Annotated in this window: 28 protein-coding genes; 12 read left to right on the forward strand and 16 right to left on the reverse strand. The window is 59.5% G+C overall.

The window, feature by feature from the left end:
* A partial coding sequence (locus tag HMPREF1024_RS10900; protein ID WP_032451377.1) for a carbohydrate porin occupies positions 1-1,005 on the forward strand: 1,005 nt, incomplete at its 5' end.
* 198 nt (positions 1,006-1,203) lie between these two features.
* Here the strand turns inward: HMPREF1024_RS10900 and phnV are convergent.
* The 5 genes from phnV to phnR form a co-directional block, all read right to left on the reverse strand.
* Entirely contained in the window at positions 1,204-2,001 is a 798-nt protein-coding gene (phnV, locus tag HMPREF1024_RS10895) for a 2-aminoethylphosphonate ABC transport system, membrane component PhnV (RefSeq protein WP_009308826.1), read from the reverse strand.
* Between the two features lie 2 nt (positions 2,002-2,003).
* A complete protein-coding gene (gene phnU / locus HMPREF1024_RS10890) occupies positions 2,004-2,864 on the reverse strand; it encodes a 2-aminoethylphosphonate ABC transporter permease subunit (RefSeq protein ID WP_009308827.1) in 861 nt (286 codons plus the stop codon).
* The gene (gene phnT / locus HMPREF1024_RS10885) at positions 2,864-3,976 is read right to left on the reverse strand and encodes a 2-aminoethylphosphonate ABC transport system ATP-binding subunit PhnT (protein WP_009308828.1); all 1,113 of its coding nucleotides are present in this window, start codon (positions 3,974-3,976) and stop codon (positions 2,864-2,866) included. Before phnT ends, phnU begins: the two co-directional genes overlap by 1 nt.
* A gap of 5 nt (positions 3,977-3,981) precedes the next feature.
* Positions 3,982-4,995, reverse strand: coding sequence for a 2-aminoethylphosphonate ABC transporter substrate-binding protein (gene phnS / locus HMPREF1024_RS10880; RefSeq protein WP_009308829.1), 1,014 nt, complete (start codon positions 4,993-4,995; stop codon positions 3,982-3,984).
* A gap of 178 nt (positions 4,996-5,173) precedes the next feature.
* Positions 5,174-5,893 carry a phosphonate utilization transcriptional regulator PhnR gene (gene phnR / locus HMPREF1024_RS10875; RefSeq protein ID WP_004145049.1) on the reverse strand — a complete coding sequence of 240 codons (720 nt, stop codon included), beginning with the start codon at positions 5,891-5,893 and terminating at the stop codon, positions 5,174-5,176.
* Positions 5,894-6,034: 141 nt separating this feature from the next.
* Here phnR and phnW point away from each other — a divergent pair, with 141 nt between their 5' ends.
* On the forward strand, positions 6,035-7,138 hold the full coding sequence (phnW, locus tag HMPREF1024_RS10870; RefSeq protein ID WP_004181579.1) for a 2-aminoethylphosphonate--pyruvate transaminase: 1,104 nt from the start codon (positions 6,035-6,037) through the stop codon (positions 7,136-7,138).
* A gap of 9 nt (positions 7,139-7,147) precedes the next feature.
* Positions 7,148-7,957, forward strand: a complete 810-nt coding sequence (gene phnX / locus HMPREF1024_RS10865; protein WP_009308830.1) for a phosphonoacetaldehyde hydrolase — start codon at positions 7,148-7,150, stop codon at positions 7,955-7,957.
* Here the strand turns inward: phnX and nepI are convergent.
* Entirely contained in the window at positions 7,954-9,147 is a 1,194-nt protein-coding gene (nepI, locus tag HMPREF1024_RS10860) for a purine ribonucleoside efflux pump NepI (protein ID WP_004186250.1), read from the reverse strand. The genes phnX and nepI overlap by 4 nt on opposite strands.
* A 211-nt stretch (positions 9,148-9,358) precedes the next feature.
* On the opposite strand from nepI, the gene HMPREF1024_RS10855 reads away from it, so the two are divergent.
* Together HMPREF1024_RS10855 and HMPREF1024_RS10850 are read left to right on the forward strand one after the other, a co-directional pair.
* A complete protein-coding gene (locus HMPREF1024_RS10855; RefSeq protein WP_009308831.1) occupies positions 9,359-9,718 on the forward strand; it encodes a type II toxin-antitoxin system RelE/ParE family toxin in 360 nt (119 codons plus the stop codon).
* On the forward strand, positions 9,702-10,025 hold the full coding sequence (locus HMPREF1024_RS10850) for a DNA-binding transcriptional regulator (RefSeq protein WP_004173862.1): 324 nt from the start codon (positions 9,702-9,704) through the stop codon (positions 10,023-10,025). The genes HMPREF1024_RS10855 and HMPREF1024_RS10850 overlap by 17 nt, the downstream gene beginning before the upstream one ends.
* Positions 10,026-10,153: 128 nt before the next feature.
* Here the strand turns inward: HMPREF1024_RS10850 and HMPREF1024_RS10845 are convergent, their stop codons facing one another.
* The 8 genes from HMPREF1024_RS10845 to ivbL form a co-directional block, all read right to left on the reverse strand.
* Positions 10,154-10,606 carry a DUF1198 domain-containing protein gene (locus HMPREF1024_RS10845; protein ID WP_004889129.1) on the reverse strand — a complete coding sequence of 151 codons (453 nt, stop codon included), beginning with the start codon at positions 10,604-10,606 and terminating at the stop codon, positions 10,154-10,156.
* Positions 10,607-10,742: 136 nt separating this feature from the next.
* Positions 10,743-12,134 carry a hexose-6-phosphate:phosphate antiporter gene (gene uhpT, locus HMPREF1024_RS10840; protein ID WP_002923280.1) on the reverse strand — a complete coding sequence of 464 codons (1,392 nt, stop codon included), beginning with the start codon at positions 12,132-12,134 and terminating at the stop codon, positions 10,743-10,745.
* A 145-nt stretch (positions 12,135-12,279) separates the two neighbouring features.
* Positions 12,280-13,608, reverse strand: coding sequence for an MFS transporter (locus HMPREF1024_RS10835; protein WP_009308832.1), 1,329 nt, complete (start codon positions 13,606-13,608; stop codon positions 12,280-12,282).
* 11 nt (positions 13,609-13,619) lie between these two features.
* Positions 13,620-15,101, reverse strand: a complete 1,482-nt coding sequence (uhpB, locus tag HMPREF1024_RS10830) for a signal transduction histidine-protein kinase/phosphatase UhpB (RefSeq protein WP_020324525.1) — start codon at positions 15,099-15,101, stop codon at positions 13,620-13,622.
* Between the two features lie 17 nt (positions 15,102-15,118).
* Positions 15,119-15,712: a transcriptional regulator UhpA gene (uhpA, locus tag HMPREF1024_RS10825; protein WP_002923282.1), complete on the reverse strand. Its 594-nt coding sequence runs from the start codon at positions 15,710-15,712 to the stop codon at positions 15,119-15,121.
* Positions 15,713-15,862: 150 nt separating this feature from the next.
* Positions 15,863-16,150 (reverse strand): acetolactate synthase small subunit, encoded by a 288-nt coding sequence (ilvN, locus tag HMPREF1024_RS10820; RefSeq protein WP_002923283.1) that lies wholly within the window; start codon positions 16,148-16,150, stop codon positions 15,863-15,865.
* Between the two features lie 3 nt (positions 16,151-16,153).
* Entirely contained in the window at positions 16,154-17,842 is a 1,689-nt protein-coding gene (ilvB, locus tag HMPREF1024_RS10815) for an acetolactate synthase large subunit (protein ID WP_009308833.1), read from the reverse strand.
* Positions 17,843-17,946: 104 nt separating this feature from the next.
* A complete protein-coding gene (gene ivbL, locus HMPREF1024_RS28920) occupies positions 17,947-18,042 on the reverse strand; it encodes an ilvB operon leader peptide IvbL (protein WP_002923286.1) in 96 nt (31 codons plus the stop codon).
* A 12-nt stretch (positions 18,043-18,054) separates the two neighbouring features.
* Between ivbL and HMPREF1024_RS31340 the strand changes: the two genes are divergently transcribed.
* From HMPREF1024_RS31340 to emrD, 5 genes are all read left to right on the forward strand, one after another.
* Positions 18,055-18,222 carry a hypothetical protein gene (locus HMPREF1024_RS31340; protein WP_014343455.1) on the forward strand — a complete coding sequence of 56 codons (168 nt, stop codon included), beginning with the start codon at positions 18,055-18,057 and terminating at the stop codon, positions 18,220-18,222.
* Between the two features lie 452 nt (positions 18,223-18,674).
* Entirely contained in the window at positions 18,675-18,794 is a 120-nt protein-coding gene (gene tisB / locus HMPREF1024_RS10810; protein ID WP_004145059.1) for a type I toxin-antitoxin system toxin TisB, read from the forward strand.
* A 90-nt stretch (positions 18,795-18,884) separates the two neighbouring features.
* On the forward strand, positions 18,885-19,331 hold the full coding sequence (locus HMPREF1024_RS10805; RefSeq protein WP_002923294.1) for a GNAT family N-acetyltransferase: 447 nt from the start codon (positions 18,885-18,887) through the stop codon (positions 19,329-19,331).
* A gap of 67 nt (positions 19,332-19,398) precedes the next feature.
* Positions 19,399-20,232, forward strand: coding sequence for a DMT family transporter (locus HMPREF1024_RS10800; RefSeq protein ID WP_002923296.1), 834 nt, complete (start codon positions 19,399-19,401; stop codon positions 20,230-20,232).
* Between the two features lie 175 nt (positions 20,233-20,407).
* Positions 20,408-21,592: a multidrug efflux MFS transporter EmrD gene (gene emrD, locus HMPREF1024_RS10795; RefSeq protein ID WP_004181587.1), complete on the forward strand. Its 1,185-nt coding sequence runs from the start codon at positions 20,408-20,410 to the stop codon at positions 21,590-21,592.
* A gap of 159 nt (positions 21,593-21,751) precedes the next feature.
* Here emrD and dsdC read toward each other — a convergent pair whose 3' ends face one another.
* Positions 21,752-22,675 carry a DNA-binding transcriptional regulator DsdC gene (dsdC, locus tag HMPREF1024_RS10790; RefSeq protein ID WP_004150274.1) on the reverse strand — a complete coding sequence of 308 codons (924 nt, stop codon included), beginning with the start codon at positions 22,673-22,675 and terminating at the stop codon, positions 21,752-21,754.
* Positions 22,663-22,809, reverse strand: a complete 147-nt coding sequence (locus HMPREF1024_RS31345; RefSeq protein ID WP_032451378.1) for a hypothetical protein — start codon at positions 22,807-22,809, stop codon at positions 22,663-22,665. The genes dsdC and HMPREF1024_RS31345 overlap by 13 nt, the downstream gene beginning before the upstream one ends.
* Before the next feature lie 91 nt (positions 22,810-22,900).
* Between HMPREF1024_RS31345 and dsdX the strand changes: the two genes are divergently transcribed.
* On the forward strand, positions 22,901-24,238 hold the full coding sequence (dsdX, locus tag HMPREF1024_RS10785) for a D-serine transporter DsdX (RefSeq protein ID WP_009308834.1): 1,338 nt from the start codon (positions 22,901-22,903) through the stop codon (positions 24,236-24,238).
* Between the two features lie 17 nt (positions 24,239-24,255).
* On the forward strand, positions 24,256-25,584 hold the full coding sequence (gene dsdA / locus HMPREF1024_RS10780; RefSeq protein ID WP_009308835.1) for a D-serine ammonia-lyase: 1,329 nt from the start codon (positions 24,256-24,258) through the stop codon (positions 25,582-25,584).
* The last annotated feature ends 3 nt before the right edge of the window (positions 25,585-25,587 follow it).

Below are 25,587 nucleotides of genomic sequence, written 5' to 3' on the forward strand. Positions count from 1 at the left end.
ATCAGCAAGGCCTTCAAAAGCGCGCAGGGGGCTATCTGGGATCTCAACGTGATGTTCGACCACTGGAGCGACGAAGTTAACCTGAAGAAGGCCTACGTCGGGGTCACCAACGTGCTGGAATCCAACCCCAACGCCTATATCTGGGCCGGCCGCGACTTCCACCAGCGTCCGCAACAGGGGATCAACGACTACTTCTGGATGAACCACGACGGCCAGGGCGCCGGGGTAAAGAACTTTGATATCGGCGGCGTGCAGTTCGACGTGGCGGCGGTCTCGCAGGTGAAATCCTGCAGCCCGGAAGTGATGGCCGACGAGACCAACCCGTCGCGCATCACCTGTACCGGCAGCTCCGACACCGGCGACAACGGCCACTACGCGCTGACCACCAAAACCCACAACATCAAGGCCGGGCCGATCGACGTCGAGGTGTACGCCAACTACGGCTTTGACTCAAAGGCGGTGGACAGCGACGCGCGTCTCGAAGCCTGGCAGGGCGGCCTGGTGCTGAGCCACACCAACGACAGCGGGGTGAACAAGGTGATCCTGCGCTATTCCGACAACTCGGATAACAGCGTCTACAACAAGACCGACGACCTGACCACGGTCTACGCCAGCTTCGAGGGCAGCCATAAGTTCACCCAGCAGGCGCAGGTGGAATATCTGCTGGCCTTCCATGACTACGACAACGGCAAAGATAATACCGACAACCGCAAAAACTACGGCGCCATCGTGCGGCCGATGTACTTCTGGAACGACGTGCACTCCACCTGGCTGGAAGCGGGCTACCAGCGCGTGGATTACGACCAGGGCGGGGATAACCACGGCTGGAAGCTGACGCTGTCGCAGAACATCGCCATCGGCATGGGGCCGGAGTTCCGTCCGATGCTGCGCTTCTACGTGACCGGCGGCCAGGTGGACAACGAGCATACCGCGAAGGTCAACAACACCCAGGACCAGCAGCTGGATTCGCTGAACGTCGGCGGGATGTTTGAGGCGTGGTTCTGATGCGATAGCGTTGCCGAAGGAGCGTTCCCGGCTGGCGCTACGCTTAGCCGGGCTACGACTGGTGCGCTCCATTTATGCCGGATGGCGGCATAAATGCCTTATCCGGCCTACGTTCCTTCCTGTCGGGCCCCCCCCAGGACCGGCAAGCGCAGCGCCGCCGGGCAGTCAGACCCGTGCCCTGGTGGCGTCATCAATTCTTTATCTCTGGCTTAATCGGCGGGCGATACGCTCAAGCTTCATCATCAACAGCAGCGTGACGCCCACCAGCACAATGGTCAGCGCCGAGCCATCGGCGATATTGCCGCGATCGGTGAGGCTGAAAATAGTCACCGGCAGCGTCGTCCAGCCCGGCGGATAGATCATCACCGTCGCGCCCAGTTCCCCCATCGACAGCGATAAGCTCAGCGCCAGCGCTGAAATCATCCACGGCGTCATCAGCGGCAGCGTCACATGACGCAGGCGATACCACGGCGAGGCGCCAAGACTGGAGGCGACGTTTTCAATATCGGCGGAAATCCGCGCCAGCCCGGTCGTTACGTTGCTGAAGGTAAAGGCGGAAATCAGTACAAAGTGCGCCGCCAGGACGATCCAAAAAGTACCATTCATCTGCAGCGGCCCCTGGCTGAACGCCACCAGAATGCCCAGTCCGACGGAAACCGAGGGGATAGCGCTGGACAGATAAAACGCCAGGCCAAGATATTTCTGTAACTTCGCGCCATACTGGCGCAGCGCCAGCGCCGCCCACATCCCGCACAGCAGCGCCAGAAGGCTGGCGCAGAAGCCCACCATCAGGCTCGAAAACAGCGAATCCCACGCCGCGCCGCGAAAGGCGTTAACAAAGTGGGTAAAGGTAAAGCCGATGGGCAGCAGGCCGTTCCATTGTTTACTCAGGCTGGAGAGTAAAATCACCGCCAGCGGCAGCAGGAAAATGCCGGCAAAAAGCGTCACCGCCAGCGCGCCCGCCGCCGCGCGGCCTTTACGCGACCAAATCAACATCGTTAACTCCTTACGCCAGTGCGCGCCGCCGCCAGCCGATAGAGCATAAACAGCCCCAGCGACAGCAGAATATTGATCAGCGCAATCATGCAGGCCACGCTGTAATCCGACTCCAGAATCGCCTTGCTGTAGACCATCATCGGCAGGGTATTGACCCCTTTGGCGCCAATAAACAGCACGATCCCGAACTCGTTAGTGGTCAATAGCAGGCACAGGCTGCCGCCCGCCATCAGCGCCGGGAGCGCCGCCGGGAAGATAACCTGAGTAATCACCCGTAACGGATGAGCGCCGAGAATACTCGCCGCTTCCAGCTGGCTCTTATCTATCTGCCGCAGTCCCGCCATCAACGGACGCATCACCAGCGGCGTAAAGACGGTAATCTCCGCCAGAATCACGCCGTTAATCGAATAGAGGAAGTCTACCGGCGGCAGTTCAAAAGCAAACAGCGCCATCAGGGTGCCGTTGAGCAGCCCCGCCGAGCCGTAAATAAAGGTGAATGCGAGAGTGATAAGAAAGGTCGGCAGCGCAATAAAAGTATCAATGACCCGGCCCACCAGTTGGCTGCCGGGGAACGGAATAAACACCAGAATCAGCGCCAGGACGCTGCCGAGCACCAGACAGCCAAGGGTAGCGAACACTGCAATCTGTAAGGTATTGAGCAGCGCGCCAATAAAGCGTTTTGAGTCAATCACCTGCCAGAAAGTCTCGAGGCTCAGCTTGCCGCTGGCGTCACGTAATGCCTGTTCGGCGATCAACAGTAGCGGATAGAAAAACAGCGTCGCCAGCACCAGCAGCGGCAATGCCAGCCACAGGTAAGGCCGTAAGTTTCGCGCCGGACGCGCAAGCGTGAGGGTTTGCGCCATCATTGCACCTCGATCAGAACCGCATCGCCAGGTTCGAAGTAGAGCGCCAGCTTGTCCCCCGCGCGCGGCAGCGGGTTCACGTGGGTCATCACAATCCGCACCGCTTCGCCGGCAACATCGCACAGCAGATGCGTCAGATCGCCCTGCCAATGTACCGAGGTCAGGGTAGCATTGAGACGATTACTGGTTGCCGATCGCGGCGCCAGGCTCATGTGCTGCGGGCGAATGCATAACAGTTTGTTGTTGCCATGCAGGCCGCCCCGGCTGAAGGCGTTAATCAGGCCGCCGCCACAGCTCACGCTAACCAGCCCCGGCTCGGGGCTGTCTTTCAGCGCCGTCGCCTGCAGGATATTGGCGCGGCCGAGGAATTCGGCGCTAAAGCGGTTCGGCGGATAGTGGTACAGCTCGTGCGTTTCACCGTGGGCGATCAGCGACCCGTCTTTCATGATGCCGATTTTGTCCGCCAGGGTCAGCGCTTCGGTCTGATCGTGGGTGACGTAGAGGATGGTGAGCTCCGGCAGTTCGCGATGCAGGCGGGCAATCTCTTCCACCATGTTATGGCGAATTTGCGCATCCAGCGCCGACAGCGGTTCATCAAGCAATAGCACCCGAGGACGCACGGCAATCGCGCGGGCTATCGCCACGCGCTGCTGCTGGCCGCCGGAAAGCTGATGCGGGTAGCGGGTGGCGTAATCCGCCATGCCGACGATTTTTAAGGCTTCAGTCACCCGCTCGGCGATAAACCCCCTGGGCTGCTTTTGCGCCCGCAGGCCGAAAGCAACGTTATCTTCCACCTTCATATGCGGGAACAGCGCGTAGTTCTGCACCACCATCGCCAGCCCGCGTTTGTACGGCGGCAGCTGGGTGACGTCCGTATCGCCGATCAGGATCCGCCCGCCAGCCGGTTGCACAAAACCGGCAATCGCCCGCAGCACCGTGGTTTTCCCGGAACCGGAAGGGCCAATCAGCGCCAGCACCTCACCGGGCTCAATGGTCAATGACAGCGGTTTTAAGACCACGTTGCCGTGGTATGAAACGCGCAGCGAGTCCAGGGTGATCCCGGACGTCCCCGCCAGCGACGGGGAAGAAGTGACGGTGGTTTTCATCAACATCAGGCTTACTCGCTATCGGTCACTTTATGCCAGCGGGCAATGTCAGCCGACAGCGATACCGCGACATCATCCCAGTTCGGCTCCCAGCTCTTCACGCCGTCGAGCGCCGCTTTCGCCGCCTTAAAGTTAGCATCATCCGGCGCTACATCGTTGCGTACCGGCAGGCCCCAGGAGCGCGCGCTGACGCTGGATTGCGCCGGTTTATCCAGCAGGAAATTGATCAGCTTTTTGCCGTTTTCGCTGTTCGGTCCGTTCTGCACCAGCCCGATGGTGTAGGGCAGCGCCAGCGCGCTGCGCTCGCCTTTATCATCCGCCGGCCAGAAAATTTTAACGTTCGGGTTACGCGCCATCTGCGACAGGTTCATCTGCAGATCGCCGTTGGCGACGTACAGCTCGCCTTTGTTGACCAGCGCCGTCAGCTTACCGGTCGAGGCCGATGGGCCAACGTTATTGGCCTGCAGCTTACCCAGATACGCAAAACCGGCGTCTTTGCCGCCGAGGCTGTGGAACGCCTGCAGCATCACCGCGGTACCGTCGCCCGCCTGACCCGGCGTGGAGTACTGCAACTTGTTCTTAAAGCGGCTATCCAGCAGATCCTGCCAGCTGGCCGGCGCGCTTTTCAGCAACTGGCCGTTATAGATGAAGGTCAGATAGTTGTTCACCAGCGGCGAATAGCGGTCGTTGGCGCCGGGGATCTGCGCGCTACCTTGCGGGGTAAAGGTTGCCAGCAATTGCTCTTTCGCGGCGCGCTGGATAAACGGCGGCACCGTGACCAGCACGTCAGCCTGCGGATTGGTGCGCTCCTTCGCCAGACGCTCGACGATCGCGCCGGAGCCGCCTTCCACATACTGCACTTTGATGCCCGTCGCTTTGGTGAAGGCAGCGAACTGGCTCTGATACCAGCTGTTATCGCCGTCATGCAGGCCGTCGGCGGAGTAAACCGTGACGACGCCGTCCGCCCAAACCGGAGAGCTGGTCAGCGCGAACAGGGACAGCAGAGCAAGTCGGGAGAGTTTCATCGTGTAAGCCTCATCGGATAGTCAGTTATTCTGGTGTAGACCAGATTTAGCTTCACGCTACCGGGGGTTTATGACAAAACGATGAAAGAAGTGTGTCGAAGGAGTTAAAACGAACGGGATGCGTAGCCCCGGCACGCGCTAGCGCCACCGGGGAGATCAAAAAATTTAACTAATAAAATCAATGGGTATCGACTTCGATCCGCAGGCTGTCATGCCGCCAGTATTCAATATCGTAATCGAGAATACGCCCGTGCTGATCGTAATTCAGCCTGCGCAACAGCAGCGCCGGGCGCCCCTCCATCACCCCCAGCGCCTCGGCGGCCTGCGGCGGCATTGAGGTGGGATAAAACGACAGATGCATACTGGTATAGATCAGGTCGTAGTGAGTTTGATAAATCTCGGTCAGACTGCCGTTGAGATCATGGCGCAGCAGCTCAGGCACCCGCGCGGGCAGACAGTGGTTTTCGCAGTAGCATACCGGCCGCCCGTCGGCATAGCGCAGCCGGGTCAGCAGGTAGACCTGATCGAAGGGCTGCAGCGCCAGCGGCGCCATCACATCCAGCGGCACGGCAGCCAGGCGGCCATCAAGCAGCACCGTTTTCGGTTCGCGCCCCTGTTCGAGACACAGCTTGTGGAAGTTGGTATTTTGCGTCGGATCCAGCCACAGACGCTCCGGCGTTACAAACCAGCCGCGGCGGTCGGCGCGGTAAATCACGCCGCTGGCCTCCAGCTGCGCCAGGCTCTCACGCACCGTAATCCGCGTCGTGTTGAACAGCGCGCACAGCTCGCGCTCGGAAGGCAGCTTGTCGCCGCTTTTGAGGGCGCCGTTTTGAATACGCGCCTGCAGCTGCGCCTTAATCATCAGGTATTGCGGCATCTCGCCAGAGGGTGATTTCATGTTTACTCACTGCCACTTTTCGTGCGCTCATTATACATAGCCAGATGAATTTTTTGTTGCAGCGCCACATTTCCTTTGACCCTTTCCCGGCTTTGTCTCCATGATAATTATAAATCTGGTATAGACCAAATGGTGAGACAAATGACTTCACGAAATTACCTGCTGCTGACCCCCGGCCCGTTAACCACCTCCCGTACGGTGAAAGAGGCGATGTTGTTCGATAGCTGCACCTGGGATGATGATTACAATCTCGGCGTGGTACAGACCATTCGCCAGCAGCTGGTGCAGTTGGCTACCCCGGCCGACGGTTATACGGCGGTGCTACTGCAGGGTAGCGGCAGCTACGCGGTCGAAGCGGTGCTCGGCAGCGTCATCGGCGAACAGGGCAAAGTGTTGATCGTCAGCAATGGCGCCTATGGCGCGCGTATGATTGAGATGGCGCAGCTGATGGGCATCGCCTGCCACCCTTACGACTGCGGCGAAGTCTCCCGTCCGGACGCGGCCGCGATCGAACAGATCCTGCAGAACGACCCGGCGATCACCCATATCGCGATGGTACACAGCGAAACCACCACCGGTATGCTGAATCCGATCGAAGAGGTGGCCGAACTGGCGAAACGGTACGATAAACGCTATATCGTCGATGCGATGAGCAGCTTCGGCGGCATTCCACTGGATATCGCCGCGCTGAATATTGATTACCTGATAAGCTCCGCCAACAAATGCATTCAGGGCGTGCCGGGCTTTGCCTTCGTGATTGCCCGCGAAGCGGAGCTGGCCGCCTGCAAAGGCCGTTCGCGCTCGCTGTCGCTGGATCTGTACGCCCAGTGGCGCTGCATGGAGGACAACCACGGCAAGTGGCGCTTCACCTCGCCGACCCATACCGTGCTGGCCTTCGCCCAGGCGCTGAAAGAGCTGGCGCAGGAGGGCGGCGTCAGCGCTCGCCATCAGCGCTACCGCAACAATCAGCGCCGGCTGGTCGCCGGGATGCGCGCGCTCGGCTTCCGGCCGCTGCTCGACGATAGCCTGCACTCGCCGATCATTACCGCCTTTTATTCACCGGATGCGCCGCAGTATCGCTTTCACACCTTCTACCAGAAGCTGAAAGATCAGGGCTTCGTTATCTATCCGGGCAAAGTATCGCAAAGCGACTGCTTCCGCATCGGCAACATTGGCGAAGTCTACGACGCCGATATCACCGCCCTGCTGGCGGCTATCGACAACGCCATGTACTGGAAACAATAAGGAACCGCCATGAACCGTATTAGCGCACTGATCCTTGACTGGGCAGGCACCACCGTAGACTTCGGCTCTTTCGCCCCGACGCAAATCTTCGTCGAGGCCTTCCGCCAGGCCTTCGATATTGAGATCACCCTTGAAGAGGCCCGCGTGCCGATGGGGCTTGGCAAATGGCAGCACATTGAGGCGCTGGGCAAACTCCCTGCTGTCGACAGCCGCTGGCAGGCCAAATTCGGCCGCGCGATGACTGCCGCCGATATCGATGCGATCTACGCCGCGTTTATGCCGCTGCAAATCGCTAAGGTTGTCGATTTTTCCGCACCAATAGCCGGCGTGGTCGACACCATCGCCACGCTGCGCGCCAAGGGCCTGAAGATCGGCTCCTGCTCGGGCTATCCGCGTCCGGTGATGGAAAAGCTGGTACCGGCCGCCGCCGCCCAGGGCTACGCCCCGGACCACTGGGTCGCCACCGATGACCTTGCCGTCGGCGGTCGTCCGGGCCCGTGGATGGCGCTGCAGAACGTGATTACCCTGGGCATAGACGATGTGGCCCACTGCGTGAAGGTCGACGACGCCGCGCCGGGCATCAGCGAAGGGTTACATGCCGGGATGTGGAGCGTCGGGCTGGCGGTGTCCGGTAACGAATTCGGCGCAACCTGGGAGGAGTACCAGGCGATGTCGAAAGCGGAAATCGCCACCCGCCGCGAGCGGGCGGCAGGCAAACTGTATGCCGCCGGGGCGCATTATGTGGTTGATACCCTGGCGGACCTGCCGGAAGTGATTGCCGACATCAATGCCCGGCTGGCAAAAGGCGAGCGGCCTTAAGCGGGTGAATTCACCTTCACTTTGGCCGCCACCAGCAGGCCGGTAAACAGCATCAATATCCCTGACAACACCAGCGGCGACAGCAGCCCTAAGTGGTCAAGCGCAATGCCGCCGACCGCGGCGCCGCAGGTGTTGGCCAGCTGGATCACCGCCACCTGAATCGACCCGGCTTTTTCCGCCTGATCGGAGAGGGAACGGGTGATCCACGTTGACCACCCCACCGGGATCAGCGCAAACGCGAAGCCCCAGATAATCGCCACCGTCGAGGCGATGATTTTGCTCTCTCCCCACAGCACCAGCGCCACCGCGCAGGCGGTCAGCACCAGCGGCGCGATCGCCAGCGCCGCTTTTACCGAACGCTTGAGCAGCACCGAGGAGAGCGAGGTGCCGATAAAGCTGGCGATACCAAAGCTCAGCAGCACCAGCGTCAGGCCGTCGACGTCAAAACCGGCGAGGGTCATGTAAACCGGGCGAATATAGGTAAAGAAGGCGAACTGTCCGGCAAAGGCCATGAAAATGGCGCACATTCCGGCCATCACCCCCGGACGCTTCAGCAGACCAAACATATTTTGCTGCTGAGAAGCCGATTCACCGGGCAGCGACGGCAGCGCTTTCAGCACCCAGAGCGTACACAGCACGCCCATCACCGCCGCGCCGTTAAAGACGTTGCGCCAGCCGATAAGCCCGCCAAGGAAACTGCCCAATGGGGCAGCAATTACCAGCGCGATCGATACCGCGCCGAAAATAATCGATAGCGCTTTCGGCACCACGCGCATCGGCACCAGCCGCATGGTCAGCGATGCGGACATCGCCCAGAAACCGCCGAGCGCCAGGCCCAGACAGGCGCGCCCCAGTAGTAGCAGGGTGAAGCTATCAGCGAAAGATACCAGCAGGCAGGAAAGGGTCAGCAGCAGCGAAAACAGGATAACCACGTAGCGGCGATCGGTTTTACCTATCACCGTGGTGATAAACAGGCTGGAAAACATCGCGACGAATGCCGTCGTCGTCACCGACTGCCCGGCCATCCCTTCGGAGATGCCTAAATCCAGCGCCATCGGCGTCAGCAGACTGACCGGTAGAAATTCGACGGTAATCAGGCAGGCAACGCAGAAAGCAACCGCGAAGACCGCCGACCAGTTTGGTCGCGCCAGCTCGCGTGCATGGGGTTTGGTTTCATTTGAATGACTCATGAGTGACCTGCGAAGAAAGTGGCTGAAAGCCGCGCAGTGTAACATTTTGTTTGTGACGAATTTAACGTTTTCGCAACTCTCATCGCTTTTCATAAGAGGATGCGTAGCTGCTCGTATGTTTAAAAAAACGATGCTTGCTATCGCTTTAACAAATCTCAGGAGAATTTAATATAGCACTATGTGCTATACTTTTAACGACAGGATGTCAGTAATGCGTATCTTTAAAACCAAATGGTTCGCCAGAGAGGCTAGCTCTCATGGCATTTCCGACGACGAGCTCTATCAGGCAATTCAATCTGCGCTTCAGGGCAAAGTGGTTGATTTAGGAGGAGGGGTTTATAAAAAGCGACTCAACAAGAATCGCGATCGCGCACTCATACTTACCAAAAGCGCAGAGTATTGGTTTTATACCTTTCTATATGCCAAACAGGATATGGCCAATATCAACCATCGCGAATTAATGGGGTTTCGTGAGTTAGCAAAACACTATGCCAATCTCTCTGAAGAGAGAACGACGGCCTTAGTTAAAAGTAAAGAATTAGTGGAGATTTGCGATGACAGCAAAAAATAAATACAAAAGCCCGGCTTTCGAAGCGATCCATAGCGCTGCGTCGGGGCTATTCAGCGTTGGCGCAATCCCACAGGAAACAATGCGCCATTTTGATGAATCTTGTCTCGGTAGCGTAGCCGCACTTCAACCCATTGAAATTAAAGCGCTACGTGAACAACTCAATGTTAGCCAACCCGTGTTCGCTCGTTATCTGAATACCAGCGTGTCTACCGTGCAAAAATGGGAGACTGGCGCTAAACGACCGAGCGGAATGTCATTAAAATTGCTTAGCGTCGTACAAAAACACGGCCTGAAAATCCTACTGTAGTTATCCTGCCGGATGGCGCTTACGCTTATCCGGCCTACAAGTGACGAGTGCGTAAACCGTAGGCCGGATAAGGCGCAGCCGCCATCCGGCACAAAAAGCGATGAACCCCAGGCCGAATAACTATGAGATCAGTGCAGCCAGTGCACGCCGTCTTCCGGGAGAAACAGGTCGTTGTAGCGCTGCTGAAGGTTATGCAAATCGCTCATATCCGGATCCAGCTCGCGCAGAAACCCTTGCGCCAGGCGGATCTGCGCGTCGGTAATCGGCGCCGCTAAACGCGCTTTTTGCATCAGGCGATACCAGTAATGCAGGTTTTTTTCGCTAGCGTCGACAATTGCAACCTGCCAGATCAGCAGCACCTGGGCGGCGTTCTGCAGATGCGCTTCATTCGGCCGCTCCAGGTAACGCAAATACTCATTACCGGCGGTTTTTCCCAGCTGATCGATCATCGATTCCAGCGGGACAGGCGTGATGCCGAGGCGTTCGCTCAGGCGGCGGATCGCGCGGCGTGAATCAGAGGTAAGCACCCGAAATCCCACAACAAACACCACTACCAGGGTGGCCAGTCCTATCCAGATCATGCATCCTCTCATCCAATCGCAGCCTGACTATCATAATGGGAATTTGCCTGCTGTCGACTGTCGGACCTGGCATAATGCGCAAGAAATAAAAAAGCCCGGCGCGAAGGCCGGGCAAGGTTACCAAATACCTGGTGAATCAGGCGGTCTGCAAAATACGGTTCTTTTTCTCGCGGCGAATTTTACGCTCTTCAAAGATAGCCACGATGGCCATCAGGCAGATACAGCCGACGGCGGCGGCGTCCAGCGCCGCAAAGGTGCCGGCCCAGCCGGTCAGGCCGAAGACCGGGGTGCCGTCGGCGATCATCCCGAGACCCAGTTTGGCGAAGCTATCGCCGATCAGATAGGCGAAGGTGCCCTTGATCCCATCGGCGGCGCCGATCGCTTTTTTCGGTACGAAACCGACGGCGGCGACGCCGATCAACAGCTGCGGACCAAACACCAGGAAGCCCAGCGCAAACAACGAGGCCAGATAGACGTACTGGTTGCTGGCGTGTTGGTAAACCCCGAGGGTGGCGATAATCAGCGCCAGCGCGATGCAGGCCACCAGCGCGCGGCGGCCGTTGGCCAGATCCGACAGCCAGCCCCACAGCAGCGTGCCGACCAGCGCGCCGACCTCAAACAGGGTAAAGCCCTGAATCGCCACCTCTTTCGACAGCTTCAGCTCCTGGAAGGCGTACACGGTGGACCACTGATCGATACCGATACGCACCACGTAGAGGAAGATGTTGGAGAAGCACAGCAGCCAGATCACTTTGTTTTTCAGCACGTACTCAACAAAGATCTGCCACTTGGTCATCGCATTTTCTTCGGTCTCTTTGTCCTCTTCGCTGATCGCTTCGCCAAACAGCTCTTCCGCCGTGCCGAGGCCGTAGGATTCCGGAGAGTCGCTACCGTAGCGCAGGCCGATAAAGCCAACGATCAGCGCAATAATCGACGGGAAGATAAACATGCCGATCACATGGCCGTCGAACAGATAGTTGGCGCCAAACAGCGCCACGCCCGCCGCGCCCGCGCCGCCGAGGTTGTGGGAGATATTCCAGAAGCCGAGGAAAGTGCCGCGTTTGCGTCTGGGCGTCCACTTGGTGATGGTGGAATAGCTGCACGAGCCGCCGGTGCTCTGGAAGAAACCGCTCAGCGCATAGAAGGCGATCATCAGGAACAGGCTGGTAGAACCCGCCCCCATGCTGGCGCTAAAGCCCAGCATACAGATGGCGGAGAGGATCAGCATAAACGGCAGGAACTGCTTGGTGTTTTTGCCGTCGGCATAATAAGAGACCAGCGTCTTGCCCACGCCGTAGGTGATGGAGAAGCCCAGGCCAATCATCCCCAGCTGGGTCATGCTCAACCCGTAGGTGGAGATCATGTCGTTCTGCGCGATGTTAAAGTTCTTGCGGATCAGGTACATGGTCAGGTAGCCGATGAAAACCACCAGATAGGACTGCATGAAAGGTTTGAACCACATTTTGCGCCGCACATCGAGCGGCAGATCCAGGGTCGGCTTGCGCACCTGATTCAGAAAGGCCAGCATGGGTATCTCCTGAGCTGATTTTTTATGCCTGCGTAATAACCAGGCATTGTAAAAACCAGCGCGCCGTCTGGCCTGAGACGGCGTCCAGGTAAAACCGGGAAAATTTCTTAGTTTTGCCCCGTTCGCGGCGAAAGGGTGAGCTACATCACGCTTCGCTGGCGGTACGCGGCGCCTGCGCGTTTAAAAACGGCAGCAGCAGCAGCGCGGAAATGCCGGCGGCAATCGCAATCACCACGAAGAATCCGGTCCAGTGCCAGATATCCATCACCTGCGCCAGCGGCCAGCCGGAAAGCGAGGCGCCAAGATAAGCGAACAGGCCGACAAACCCGGTTGCCGCCCCGGCGGCTTCTTTATGCGAACATTCCGCCGCCGCCATGCCGATCAGCATCTGCGGGCCGAAAACGAAGAAACCGGTAGTGAAGAAGCAGGCCGCCTGCATGACATAGCTGGCGAACGGCATCAGCCACAGGCCGCCAACCGACAGCAAAATTCCGGCGGCGAAAATCAGGTTCATCGGCCCACGGTTGCCGTTAAACAGCTTATCCGAGCCCCACCCCGCCACCAGCGCGCCGATAAAACCGCCCAGCTCAAACATGGTCACCGCCGAGTTAGCGGTCACCAGATCGACGCCTAGCGTCTCCGACATATACAGATTGCCCCAGTCGTTAATCGCCGCCCGCACCACGTACACCAGCACATAGTACAGCGACAGTAGCCAGATGTAGGGATTGGCCAGCACGTAGCGGGTCAGGATCGCTTTACGAGACATCCCAGCGCCTTCCTGCTGCTGGGCGATTTCCAGCGCATCGTGACGCCAGTCGCCCACGGCGGGTAACCCCACCGCCTGCGGGCGATCGCGCAGCCGCCAGCACAGATACAGTCCGGCGAGGATCGCCAGACAGCCGGCGATGGTCATCCCGGCACGCCAGCCGTAGTGCAGCGCCGCCGCTCCCACCACCATCGGGATCAGCGCGCCGCCGACGTTATGCGCCGTATTCCATAGCGCCCACCAGCCGCCGCGCTCGGTCCGCGAATACCAGGCCGTCAGCAGTCGGGCGCAGACCGGCGAGCCCCAGCCCTGGAAGAAGGCATTCAGCGCCCACAGCAGCGCGAAAGCCCATAGTGAGGAAGAAAAACCGAACAGAATATTCACCACCCCGGTGGCGATAAGCCCCAGCCCCATAAAATAGCGGGCGTCGGAGCGGTCGCTGACGATACCGGAGAAAAATTTCGACAGTCCGTAGGTGATATAGAACAGCGTGGCCAGCAGGCCAATATCGCTGCGGGTCAGGACGTTGCTGGCGAGAATTTCCGGGACCGCGGCGTTAAAGCTTTTGCGGGTGAAATAGAACAGCGCGTAGCCCAGCCAGATGGTCAACAGGATATGGCGACGCCAGTAGCGATAACGCGCATCAAGCTCGCGTTTATCGCTAATCGGCGCAGCGTCCGGCGGGGCTTTTAAAAAGGCGAACATCGGCGATCCTCTCAGGCGTAACGCAGCGGTAGATTGACGCACACCCGGGTACCATGGGTGCAGGAGATCGTCAGTGTGCCGCCCAGGGCGGTCACGCGCTCGCGCATGCCGGTCAGGCCGAACCCCTGCAGATTCGACCCCGGCGGCAGGCCGCAACCGTCATCTTCCAGCACCAGCATTAGTCGCTCATCCTGCTGCCAGCCCTGCAGAGTGACAGCGCTGGCGCTGGCGTGCTTGACGATATTATTCAGCCCCTCCTGGCAAACGCGAAACAGCGTCACGCGCTGGTTCTCGCTCAGTCCCGCCTCGTTAATCCGCCAGTCGAGATGGCTTACAATGCCGCGGTCCTCCAGCTCCATCTCGCGCATCAACGAACGTACCGCCTGCTCCAGCGGCAGGTCGTCGAGCTGACGCGGACGCAGACGGCCTAGCAGTCTACGCACCGAGTCGTAAACTCCCAGCGACAGCTGTTCTATCAGCTGACCGCTCTGGCGCACGCTGGCATTGTCCGGCGCCAGCCGCTGTACGATCCCGGCCTGGGTGCGGATCGCGGTGATGGTCTGGCCGATATCATCATGGAGCTCGCGGGCGACGTCTCGCCGCACGCTCTCTTCGGTCTCCAGCAGGCGTTCAGCCAGCCGACGATTACGCGCCAGCTCGCTTTGTAATGACTGGTTCAGCTCGCGTAACCGCTGGATCCCCGCCCCCAACAGCAGCCCGGTGAGGCTCTGTGCCAGCAGGGAAAGCAATAAATCGACCGGGTGATCGTGCCAGGTCTGGCTGGCAATCAAGGCGATAGCGTTCATCAGGGTGGCGATCAGCGCGCCCTGCCAGCCGTAGTGCCAGGCGAGGGCGATAATCGGCAGCGCCAGACAAAACGGGGTAAAGCGGGAGAGCTCGGCGGGCAGGCCAAGCTGCAGCCACAGGCTAATGGTGAATAACAGCAGATACCAGATCAGATGCCGCCCGCGCCAGTTAACCGGCTGCGCCACCAGCGCCGGCCCCAGCGGCCGCCAGACGGTGCTGGTAAGATAGTGCCAGAAAACCAGGCAGGTCGGCGCCAGCGTCAGGCCGCCGGTCAGCGTCAACAGCAGGGCGTTAAGCCCCTCGTCCCCCTCCGCCAGCCACGGCAGCGATTGCAGCAGCGCGGCGGCCATTAACGCCCCGCCCTGGCGCAGCAGCGTCAGCCAGTCGCGCTGCTGCCGGTAGCGCGAGATCAACGCCACCGGCAGCAGAGTCAGCAGGCTTCCGGTCATCAAAATTATCGGGTGCGCCAGCGCCACCTCCTGCGCCAGCCAGAAGATAAGCAGCCACTCGGTTCCCAGCAGCACTGGCCAGTAGCCGCGGGGGCATTGCAGCATTAACCCCAGCCGCAGGCCAAAGGGAAACAGCAGCACCGCTAAATCCGCGCGTTCCACCAGATGCAGACTGATGCTCCACAGGCAGAACCAGGCGGCCGCGAAGATAAAGGCGCAGCCGATGACCGACAGCAATCGTGAGACGACGGCCTTCATTGCCAGCTATCGAACATGCGGCGCGCCAGCTCAACGTCGTTGCTGACGCCCAGCTTTTCCAGCAGGTTGGCGCGGTGTACGTGGACGGTTTTCGGCGACAGACCGAGCTCGGCGGCAATCTCTTTCACCGCCATGCCCTGCGCCAGCTTTTCCGCCACCTGACGCTCGCGTTTGGTGAGCGGATCCTGGCGCCCGGCGGCCAGCTTCATGGCGATATCCGGCGTGAGATAGCAACCGCCCGCCGCCACCGTGCGTACCGCGGCGATAAGTTCATCGGGGCTGCAGCGTTTCGACAGGAAGCCGCGCGCGCCGGCGTTCAACGCCTGCTCGATCAGCGCCGGGCTATCGTGTACCGACAGCATGATGGTCGCCATCCCCTTCGGCAGCTGGCTGAGCAGCTCCAGCCCGGAAATATCCGGCATTGAGATATCGCAGATACAGACCTGCACGCCGCGCCCCGGTAGCCCCGTCAGCGCCTCGCGGCCGCTACCAAATTCGGCGACAACCTGAAAATCAGCTTCCAGCCCCAGCAGCTGAGCAAAGCCGGAGCGGACAATCAAATGATCGTCAATAAGGGCGATGGTGGTCATGGTGTGTCCTGGTGCCTGAAAACGCCGGATGGCGGCGTAAACGCCTTATCCGGCCTACGGATTCACTGCTTGTAGGCCGGATAAGCGCAGCGTCATCCGGCAAAGGCGCCTACCTTAGCGATAAGCGCGTGGCTGTTCAAGCCTTGAGCGCTATTCGAAGAACACCGCAATTTTGTTAAACATGGTGGGATCGGACTGGTTACGCGCCACTTTGGTGACATCTTCCAGCTTTTCAATCTGGCTAATCATCTGCCCCAGTCGCTGGTCATCATTTACCAGCAGCCAGATGCGGCTGTGTTCGCTGCCCTGAATTGGCAGACAGAGAATGCCTTCGACGTTAAACGCGCGACGGGCAAAAAGCCCGCACACGTGGGTCATGACGCCGGGATGGTTGCGGACGGTGAGTTCCAGAATGACGTTATCACATTGTTTTTGCATGGCTTATTCCCCCACCATTTCAGTATTGGCCGCACCCGGCGGTACCATCGGATACACTTTCTGCTGTGCGTCGATGCGCACGTGGATCAGCGCCGGCCCCGGACGGTCGATAATCGCCTGCAGCGCCGCCTGCGGATCGACTTCATTATTTAAATCACAGGTTTGCAGGCCAAAACCGGCGGCAATCTGCATAAAGTTAATCATCCCCGGATAGGTGGCGGCAAAAACGCCCTGCTGATAGAACAGGCTCTGCTGCTGATGCACCAGCCCCAGCGCTTCGTTGTTCAGCAGAATAATTTTGACATCCAGCTGATTTTCGGCGGCGGTGGCCATCTCCTGAATATTCATCATCAGGCTGCCGTCGCCGGAGAAGCAGATAACCTTGCGCTGCGGATTCGCCAGCGCCGCGCCGATGGCCGCCGGCAGGCCGAAGCCCATGGTGCCGAGGCCGCCGGAGGTCAGCCACTGGCGCGGACGATTGAGCGGGTAGGCCTGCGCCGTCCACATCTGGTGCTGGCCAACGTCGGTAGTGATGATCGCTTCATCATCCACGCAGGCGGCCACGGCGTTAATCAGGCCGTAATGGGAGAGCGGGTCGCTTTCCTGCGGGATGGCGCAGGGGAATTCGCGCTGCAACTCGGCCACCAGCTGGCGCCATTCCTCGCGCGGCTGCGCCTCAATCTGCGGGTTCAGCTGAGCTAAGACTTCCGCCACATCGCCCTGAATCGCCACGTGCGGTTGCTTGATTTTGCCCAGTTCGGCGCGGTCGATATCGACGTGGATAATCTTCGCGTTCGGGCAGAACTGCTCGGTCTTGCCAATCGCCCGGTCATCAAAACGGGCGCCTAAAACAATCAGTAAATCCGCCTCCTGCAGAATGAAGTTGGTGCTGCGCGCGCCGTGCATCCCCAGCATGCCCAGCGACAAAGGATGCGCCTTCGGCAGCATGCCCAGCGCCATTAAGGTCATGGTGGTCGGCAGGTTGGCTTTTTCCGCCAGCTCACGGATCGCCTGCGGCGCGTTAATCACCCCGCCGCCCAGATACAGTACCGGGCGTTTCGCCGCGTTGATCATTGCCGCCGCTTCACGCACGCTTTCAGGCGCGAATGCCGGTGCCGGGGCGCGCTCGCCAGGCTCAGGCAGCGCTTCCAGCTCAATGGTCGCCGACTGCACGTCCTTAGGAATGTCTATCCACACCGGCCCGGGACGCCCGGACTGGGCAATACGGAAGGCGTCGCTGATCACCTGCGGCAGCTCGGCAATGTCGCGCACCAGATAGTTATGTTTGGTGATGGGGATAGAGATGCCGTAGGTGTCCACTTCCTGGAAGGCGTCGGTACCGATCATCGAGGCCGGTACCTGGCCGGTGATGCAGACCAGCGGAATCGAATCCAGGCGGGCATCGGCGATCGCCGTCACCAGGTTCGTCGCCCCCGGGCCGCTGCAGGCCATACAGACCGCCGGCTTGCCTTCGGTACGCGCCATCCCCTGGGCGATAAAGCCCGCGCCCTGCTCATGGCGCGCCAGGATGTGGCGGATCTGCGTGCTCTGGCTTAAGGCATCGTAGATAGGCAGGATGGAGCCGCCCGGAATGCCGCTGACCATAGTGATACCCTGGCGCTCCAGTAAATGAACAACCAGCTGCGCGCCGGTAAAGCGCATTGTGTTTGATGTGGTGCCCGAACTTGCCATGCTCCAGTCCTTTTCTTCTGGGCCGACTTTACCGGGGGGCTCGCCAACAAAAAACCCCGCTCGGTTTGCGCCGGCGGGGTTTGGAATTCGTGTTGTTCCGGACCCTACGGCGCATTGCCGACGACGACCACCACAGACACGACGACCACCGCGGCTGGCGCGGTTTTTAGTAGGGTCGAAGCGATCAGGGTTGCGTTCATTAGGGACCTGTTGTGTCGAAAAATAAGCTGAATTTATACAAACACAGGTTTTACGTTTTCACAATGGATTTATTTTCATCCACGAAAATTTGCGCGAAAGATCACAGTTCGGCGCAAAAGGGCAGAAAACAAAAAACCCCGCCGGAGCGAGGTTTTTATCAGCATGGTTACAGGTGGTAGCCGCAAGCACACTGTATTACGTCAACGCCAAAAGTATACGCGATCGCTGCAGTTCGCGCAATTTAAGGTCGGTTTTTCTCTGTCATAGAGTATGGATGAGAGGGGCGGATTTGTCCAAAAAATACTGTTCATCCATACAGTATTTATCTATACTGGGTGTGTTCACTTTGTGCCATTCGGGGGCCGCAAGTTTGACCGGCGCAACGAAGTCCTGGCTGAAACGGGTGGTGCCGTCAGTGCCTTAACCCCGAGAGAGCACACTGTGTTACGTCAACAACGTGCAGTCACTGGCCCGCGCGGCAACACGTGGTTCAGCGCTGCGCACCCCTGTCGTTGCAGGCGGCGGGCCGGGAAGCCGTTCATGGAAAGGACGAACTATCGGCCAGGGCAGACGCCGCCGGCGACAGGCAGGGATAAGCTGGCAACGGGCAGCGGAAAGGTACGTCAGCTTATTGTGCTCCTTAACCACAGGAGACGCGCGTATGGGCGGAATGGATATTATTATTTTGATCCTGAAACTCATGGTTGCTGTGTTGCAACTACTTGATGCAGTCCTGAAACAGTTCCGCTGATTCAGGTTCAAGTCGCACCTGAGGGGGGCGGGAAACCGCCCCCCTGCAGGCGCCCGCCGGGCGTCCCGGGATGACTTGATGGAGGATGCTATGCCACCCCTGTTAATTGCCGCCACGACGCCGGATGCCCCGGGGTTCGCGGCGCTACGAATTGAAAGCCTTGAACAGCATTTCAATATGCTGCGCCGCCTGGCGGAAAACTGGCAGAGCGGCAAAAACCGCTTTAACGCGCCGGGCGAAACGCTGCTGGGCGCCTTCGTCAACCACCAGCTGGTAGGGGTATGCGGCATCAATAGCGATCCCTTCAGTCCGCAGCCGCGGGCCGGGCGCATTCGCCACCTCTACATCAGCGAACGCTATCGTCGCCGGGGCATCGGCCAGCAGCTGCTGGTCTCGGTTATCACCCACTCCAGCGCCTGGTTCGACTTTCTCAACACCCATGCCCCGGCGCAGGCCTGGCCCTTTTATGAAAGGCTTGGTTTTCGCCCGGTGTACGATGAACCGCGGGTGACGCATCGCCTGTTTTGTTCGCTTTAACCCCCGCTGGCAGGCAGCGCGGGCGCGTGTTACATTCCGGTGACCTTCACTGTTGAACCTGTCTGCGATGACCCTCACCGTATTCTGCATTTTGCTGTTCGCCGCCCTGCTGCACGCCAGCTGGAACGCTATCGTCAAAGCCAGCGGCGATAAAATGTACGCGGCGATCGGCGTCAGCGGCTCGGCCGCGCTGATCGCCCTGGTGATGCTCCCCTTTGCCCCGCAGCCCGCGCTGGTCAGCGCCCCCTATCTGCTGGCGTCGTGCGCGTTACAGGTGGTGTATACGGTGCTGGTGGCGAAGACCTACCAGGTATCGGATATGAGCCAGACCTATCCGCTGATGCGCGGCACTGCGCCGCTGCTGGTGGCGGCGATAAGCGTGCTGTTCCTCGGCGATCGTCTGTCGCCGCTGGCCTGGCTGGGTATCGGCGTCATCTGCCTGGCGATTCTGGCGATGGCCTTTAACGGCCGCGCCAGCTCGCGCAAAGGCATCGTGCTGGCGCTGATCAACGCCTGCTTTATCGCCGGTTATACGCTGGTGGACGGCACCGGCGTCCGGCTGGCGGGCTCGGCGCTGGGCTACACCCTGTGGACCTTTTTTATGAACGGCTTCTGCCTGCTGTGCTGGGCGATGGTGGCGCGACGGCGTGAGGCCAGTCGTTATTTACGTCAGCACTGGAAAAAAGGCATCCTCGGCGGGATCGGCACCATGGGCTCCTACGGCCTGGCGCTATGGGCGATGACCCAGGCCCCGCTGGCGGTGGTCGCCGCGCTGCGTGAAACCTCCATTCTCTTCGGCGCGCTGATCGCCTTTATCGTCCTGAAAGAGCAACTGATGCCGCTGCGCATCGTGGCCGCCTGCGGGATTGCCGCCGGGGCGATCCTCCTGCGCCTGGCGTAGCCTGAGATGGCAACATTAGTTGCCGTTCCTGTTTACATAATCTGCCTGGAATTCCCTCAACAATCGGCACTTTGCAGTTGTTCTGTCATTTTAATATGGTAGATTCCTCCATCGTTTACGGGATGTGCCAGTCACATATTCTTCATTTCTCTTTACTCGCAAAGTATTCATCGACATGAAACGGCATAAGAACTTCAATTTGTTGTTGATGCTGGTACTGCTGGTGGCCGTCGGCCAGATGGCGCAGACCATTTATATTCCGGCCATCGCCGACATGGCGGTCGCGCTGAACGTCCGCGAAGGGGCGGTACAAAGCGTGATGGCGGCCTATCTGCTGACCTACGGTATTTCACAGCTGTTCTACGGCCCGCTCTCTGACCGCGTCGGTCGCCGACCGGTGATCCTCGTCGGGATGTCGATTTTTATGCTGGCGACGCTGGTAGCTATTACCACCCATAGCCTGCCAGTGCTGATCGCCGCCAGCGCCATGCAGGGGATGGGCACCGGGGTCGGCGGCGTGATGGCGCGTACCCTGCCCCGCGACCTGTACGAAGGCGCTCAGCTGCGTCATGCCAATAGCCTGTTAAATATGGGTATTCTGGTCAGCCCGCTGATTGCCCCGCTGCTCGGCGGCATCCTCGACACCCTGTGGAGCTGGCGCGCCTGCTACGCTTTCCTGCTGGTCCTGTGCGCCGGGGTGACCTTCAGCATGGCGAAGTGGATGCCGGAAACGCGCCCGGAAGGGGCGCCGCGCACCAAACTTCTGGCCAGCTACAAAACGCTGTTCGGCACCGGCGCCTTTAACTGCTATCTGCTGATGCTGATCGGCGGCCTGGCGGGGATTGCGGTATTCGAAGCCTGCTCCGGAGTGCTGATGGGCGCGGTGCTCGGCCTGAGCAGCATGGCGGTGAGTATTCTGTTTATTCTGCCGATCCCGGCGGCGTTCTTCGGGGCGTGGTTTGCCGGCCGGCCGAACAAGCGTTTCCCGACCCTGATGTGGCAGTCGGTGATCTGCTGCCTGCTGGCAGGTCTGATGATGTGGATCCCAGGGCTGCTGGGCATCATGACCGTCTGGACCCTGCTGGTGCCTGCGGCGCTGTTCTTCTTCGGCGCCGGGATGTTGTTCCCGCTGGCCACCAGCGGCGCGATGGAGCCGTTCCCGTTCCTCGCCGGAACCGCCGGGGCGCTGGTGGGCGGCTTGCAGAATATCGGCTCCGGCGTGCTGGCCTGGCTGTCGGCGATGATGCCGCAAACCGGTCAGGGCAGCCTCGGCCTGCTGATGATGCTGATGGGCCTGTTGATTCTGCTGTGCTGGCTGCCGCTGGCCTCGCGCTTTACCCACCATCAGCAGCCGGTATAAGCGCGGCGGCCGTTCCCCGGATGGCGGCTGACGCCTTATCCGGGCTACCGGACTGGTCGTCTGCCGGCCCGCGCATGCGCAGTGCCGTCATTTTGCCGGGTGGCGGCTCACGCCTTACCCGGCCTGCCCAACAACTCCGAGGGATAGCCCGGCTCTTTTTCAGGTCAGGCTATGCAGCCACTCGATAAAGGCGTCGATTTTCGGCCACTGGCGGCCCGGCAGGGTGGTCACGTAATAATGCTGATGGCATTTCAGCGTCATATCGCCGAACGGCGCGATAAGCTCGCCGCTCTCTAACCGCTTCTGCACCAGCCGTTTACGCCCCATCGCTACCCCGACATGATTCATCGCCGCAATCACCGCTAAATCAGAACGATCGAAGCCAATGCCCGACGATTGCGGCAGTTCAATTCCAAATTGCTGTGCCCAACTGAACCATTCATCGGTGCCGGAATCATTGCTCCATGCCTGGCGATCGTGAAGCAGCGTACAGTGGCGCAGACTGGCAGGATTTGACGTTAACTGCAGCTGGCGGGCGTAATACGGCGTACATACCGGCACGATCGCCTCATCCATCAGAAAATGGTGGCTTAGCTGCGACGACGGCGCGTCATCAAAATAGATTGCCAGATCGATACCCGCCCGCTGCAGGTTGACGTTATCGTTGCCGGTCAGCACGGTCAGCGAGATGGCCGGGTAGCGGCGACTGAAATCCCCCAGCGCCGGCACCAGCCAGCACTGGGCGATAGAGGGCCGCGAGTAGACCGTCAGACTGCCGGAGAGCTCCTGGTTTTTGATGTCCAGAATCTCCTGATTGAGACCATCCAGCGACGCCTTCAGCGCCCAGTAAACGCGCTTCCCTTCACGCGTCAGCTCCACTTTGCGGTGCGAGCGGACAAAGAGCTGGATCCCCAGCTCCTCTTCCAGCTGATTAATCCGGTGACTGACGGCGCTTGGGGTGAGCGCCAGCTCGTCGGCGGCAAGGGCGAACGACTCGTGCCGCGCCGCCACCTCAAACGTCGACAGCCTGGAGAGCTGCCAGCCGTTCAGCAACCGGGTACCTAAGGTTTTTAGCACATCCATTCTGCGCTCCTGGCGATAAAAGGGAGTCTGGATGATAAAAAAATAATGCCGGAACTTCCGCTAAAGGATGATTTAATTTGACCCATAGCATATTTAGAGGTCACTTTTAGAGCTAAATCACCTTTTTGATTCAATCTGGCTCATCTGAAAGGTCATTTATATCGTTTGTCAGCCCATGCCGAGTTTCTGTTCAATAACCACACGTTACTTACGGCGAGGTGGGGTATGGAATCGCAAATTTGGGTTGTGAGCACATTGCTGATTAGCATCGTGTTAATTGTATTAACCATCGTCAAACTGAAGTTTCATCCGTTTCTGGCGCTGCTGCTGGCAAGCTTTTTCGTCGGGGCGATGATGGGAATGGGCCCGCTGGAGATGGTCAACGCCATTGAGAGCGGGATCGGCGGTACGCTGGGCTTCCTGGCGGCGGTGATCGGTCTCGGCACCATTCTCGGCAAGATGATGGAGGTCTCCGGCGCGGCGGAGCGCATCGGCCTGACGCTCCAGCGCTGCCGCTGGCTGTCGGCGGATGTGATTATGGTGCTGGTCGGCCTGATCTGCGGCATTACCCTGTTTGTCGAAGTCGGGGTGGTGCTGCTGATCCCGCTGGCATTCTCCATCGCCAAAAAAACCAATACTTCGCTGCTGAAACTGGCTATTCCGCTGTGTACCGCGCTGATGGCGGTGCACTGCGTGGTACCGCCGCATCCGGCCGCGCTGTTCGTGGCGAATAAACTGGGCGCTGATATCGGGACGGTTATCGTCTATGGCCTGCTGGTCGGTCTGATCGCCTCGCTGGTCGGCGGCCCGCTGTTCCTCAGGCTGCTCGGCAACCGCCTGCCGTTTAAACCAGTGCCAGCCGAGTTTTCCAACCTCGACGTTCGCGAAGAATCGACGCTGCCGTCGCTCGGCGCTACGCTGTTTACCGTGCTGTTACCGATTGGCCTGATGCTGGTGAAAACCGTCGCTGAACTGAATATGGCGAAAGGCGGCACGCTGTATACAGTGCTGGAATTTATCGGCAACCCCATCACCGCGATGTTTATCGCCGTCTTTGTCGCCTATTACATGCTCGGCATCCGTCGGCAAATGGGGATGGGCGTTCTGCTGACTCATACCGAAAACGGCTTTGGGTCCATCGCCAACATCCTGCTGATTATCGGCGCCGGCGGCGCATTCAACGCGATTTTGAAATCCAGCGGCCTGGCCGATAGCCTCGCGGTGATCCTGTCGAACCTTGATATGCACCCGATTTTGCTGGCCTGGCTGGTGGCCCTGATCCTTCACGCCGCCGTTGGCTCCGCCACCGTGGCGATGATGGGCGCTACCGCCATCGTTGCCCCGATGCTGCCGCTTTATCTCGGCGTAAGCCCGGAGATCATCGCCATTGCCATCGGTTCCGGCGCCATTGGCTGCACGATCGTCACCGATTCCCTGTTCTGGCTGGTAAAACAGTACTGCGGCGCCAGCCTCAGTGAAACGTTCAAGTACTACACGACAGCGACATTTATCGCGTCGCTACTTGCACTGGCCGCCACCTTCCTGCTTTCTTTCATTATCTGAGCGCAAAGAGACGTATGATGAAACACGCTGACCTGACCACCTTAACCGCGACCTTCCCGCTTGTGCAGGATCTGATCGCCCTGAAAGAAACCACCTGGTTTAACCCGGCAACCACCACCCTGGCGGAGGGGTTGCCTTACGTCGGTCTGACCGCCGACGATGTGCAAGACGCCCATGCCCGCCTTCAGCGCTTCGCGCCCTATCTGGCGGCAGCCTTCCCGGAAACCGCCGCGAGCGGCGGGATTATCGAATCAGAAGTGGTTGCCATTCCGGCAATGAAACGCAGCCTTGAGCAAAAATTCGTCCAGCCAATTAGCGGCGAACTGCTGCTGAAAAAAGACAGCCATCTGCCGATCTCCGGATCAATCAAAGCGCGCGGTGGGATTTATGAAGTGCTGACCCATGCGGAAAAGCTGGCGCTGGAAGCCGGGCTGCTGACGACCGCAGACGATTATCGCAAATTGCTGACGCCGGAGTTTAAACAGTTCTTTAGCCAGTTCAGCATCGCCGTCGGCTCCACCGGCAACCTTGGGATGTCGATCGGCATCATGAGCGCGCGCATTGGTTTTAAAGTCACGGTGCATATGTCCGCCGATGCCAGGGCGTGGAAAAAAGCCAAACTGCGCAGCCACGGCGTAACGGTGGTTGAGTATGAAGAGGACTATGGCGTGGCGGTCGAACAGGGGCGCAAGGCAGCGGAATCCGACCCGAACTGCTTTTTTATCGATGATGAAAACTCGCGCACGCTGTTCCTCGGCTATGCCGTAGCCGGCGAGCGCCTGAAAGCGCAGTTCGCGCAAGCAGGACGCGTGGTCGATGCCGATCATCCGCTGTTCGTCTATCTGCCGTGCGGCGTCGGCGGCGGCCCCGGCGGCGTGGCATTTGGCCTGAAGCTGGCCTTCGGCGACCACGTTCACTGCCTGTTCGCCGAACCGACCCATTCGCCATGCATGCTGCTCGGCGTCTATACCGGGCTCCACGACCAGATAGCGGTGCAGGATTTAGGCATTGATAACCTGACCGCGGCCGACGGTCTGGCGGTCGGCAGGGCGTCCGGGTTCGTTGGCCGGGCAATGGAGCGCCTGCTCGACGGGTTCTATACCCTTGACGACCAGACGATGTATGACATGCTGGGCTGGCTGGCGGCAGCGGAAAATATCCGCCTTGAACCCTCCGCGCTGGCCGGGATGGCCGGAGCGCAGCGGGTCTGCGCCAGCAAAGCGTACCATCAGCTGCAGGGGCTGAGTGAGCAACAGCTGCAGCAGGCCACCCACCTGGTGTGGGCCACCGGCGGCGGCATGGTGCCGGAAGAGGAAATGGCGCAGTACCTGGCGAAGGGGCGCTAATCT

The sequence above is a fragment of the Klebsiella sp. 4_1_44FAA genome, assembly GCF_000238715.1.
Lineage (GTDB): Bacteria > Pseudomonadota > Gammaproteobacteria > Enterobacterales > Enterobacteriaceae > Klebsiella > Klebsiella pneumoniae.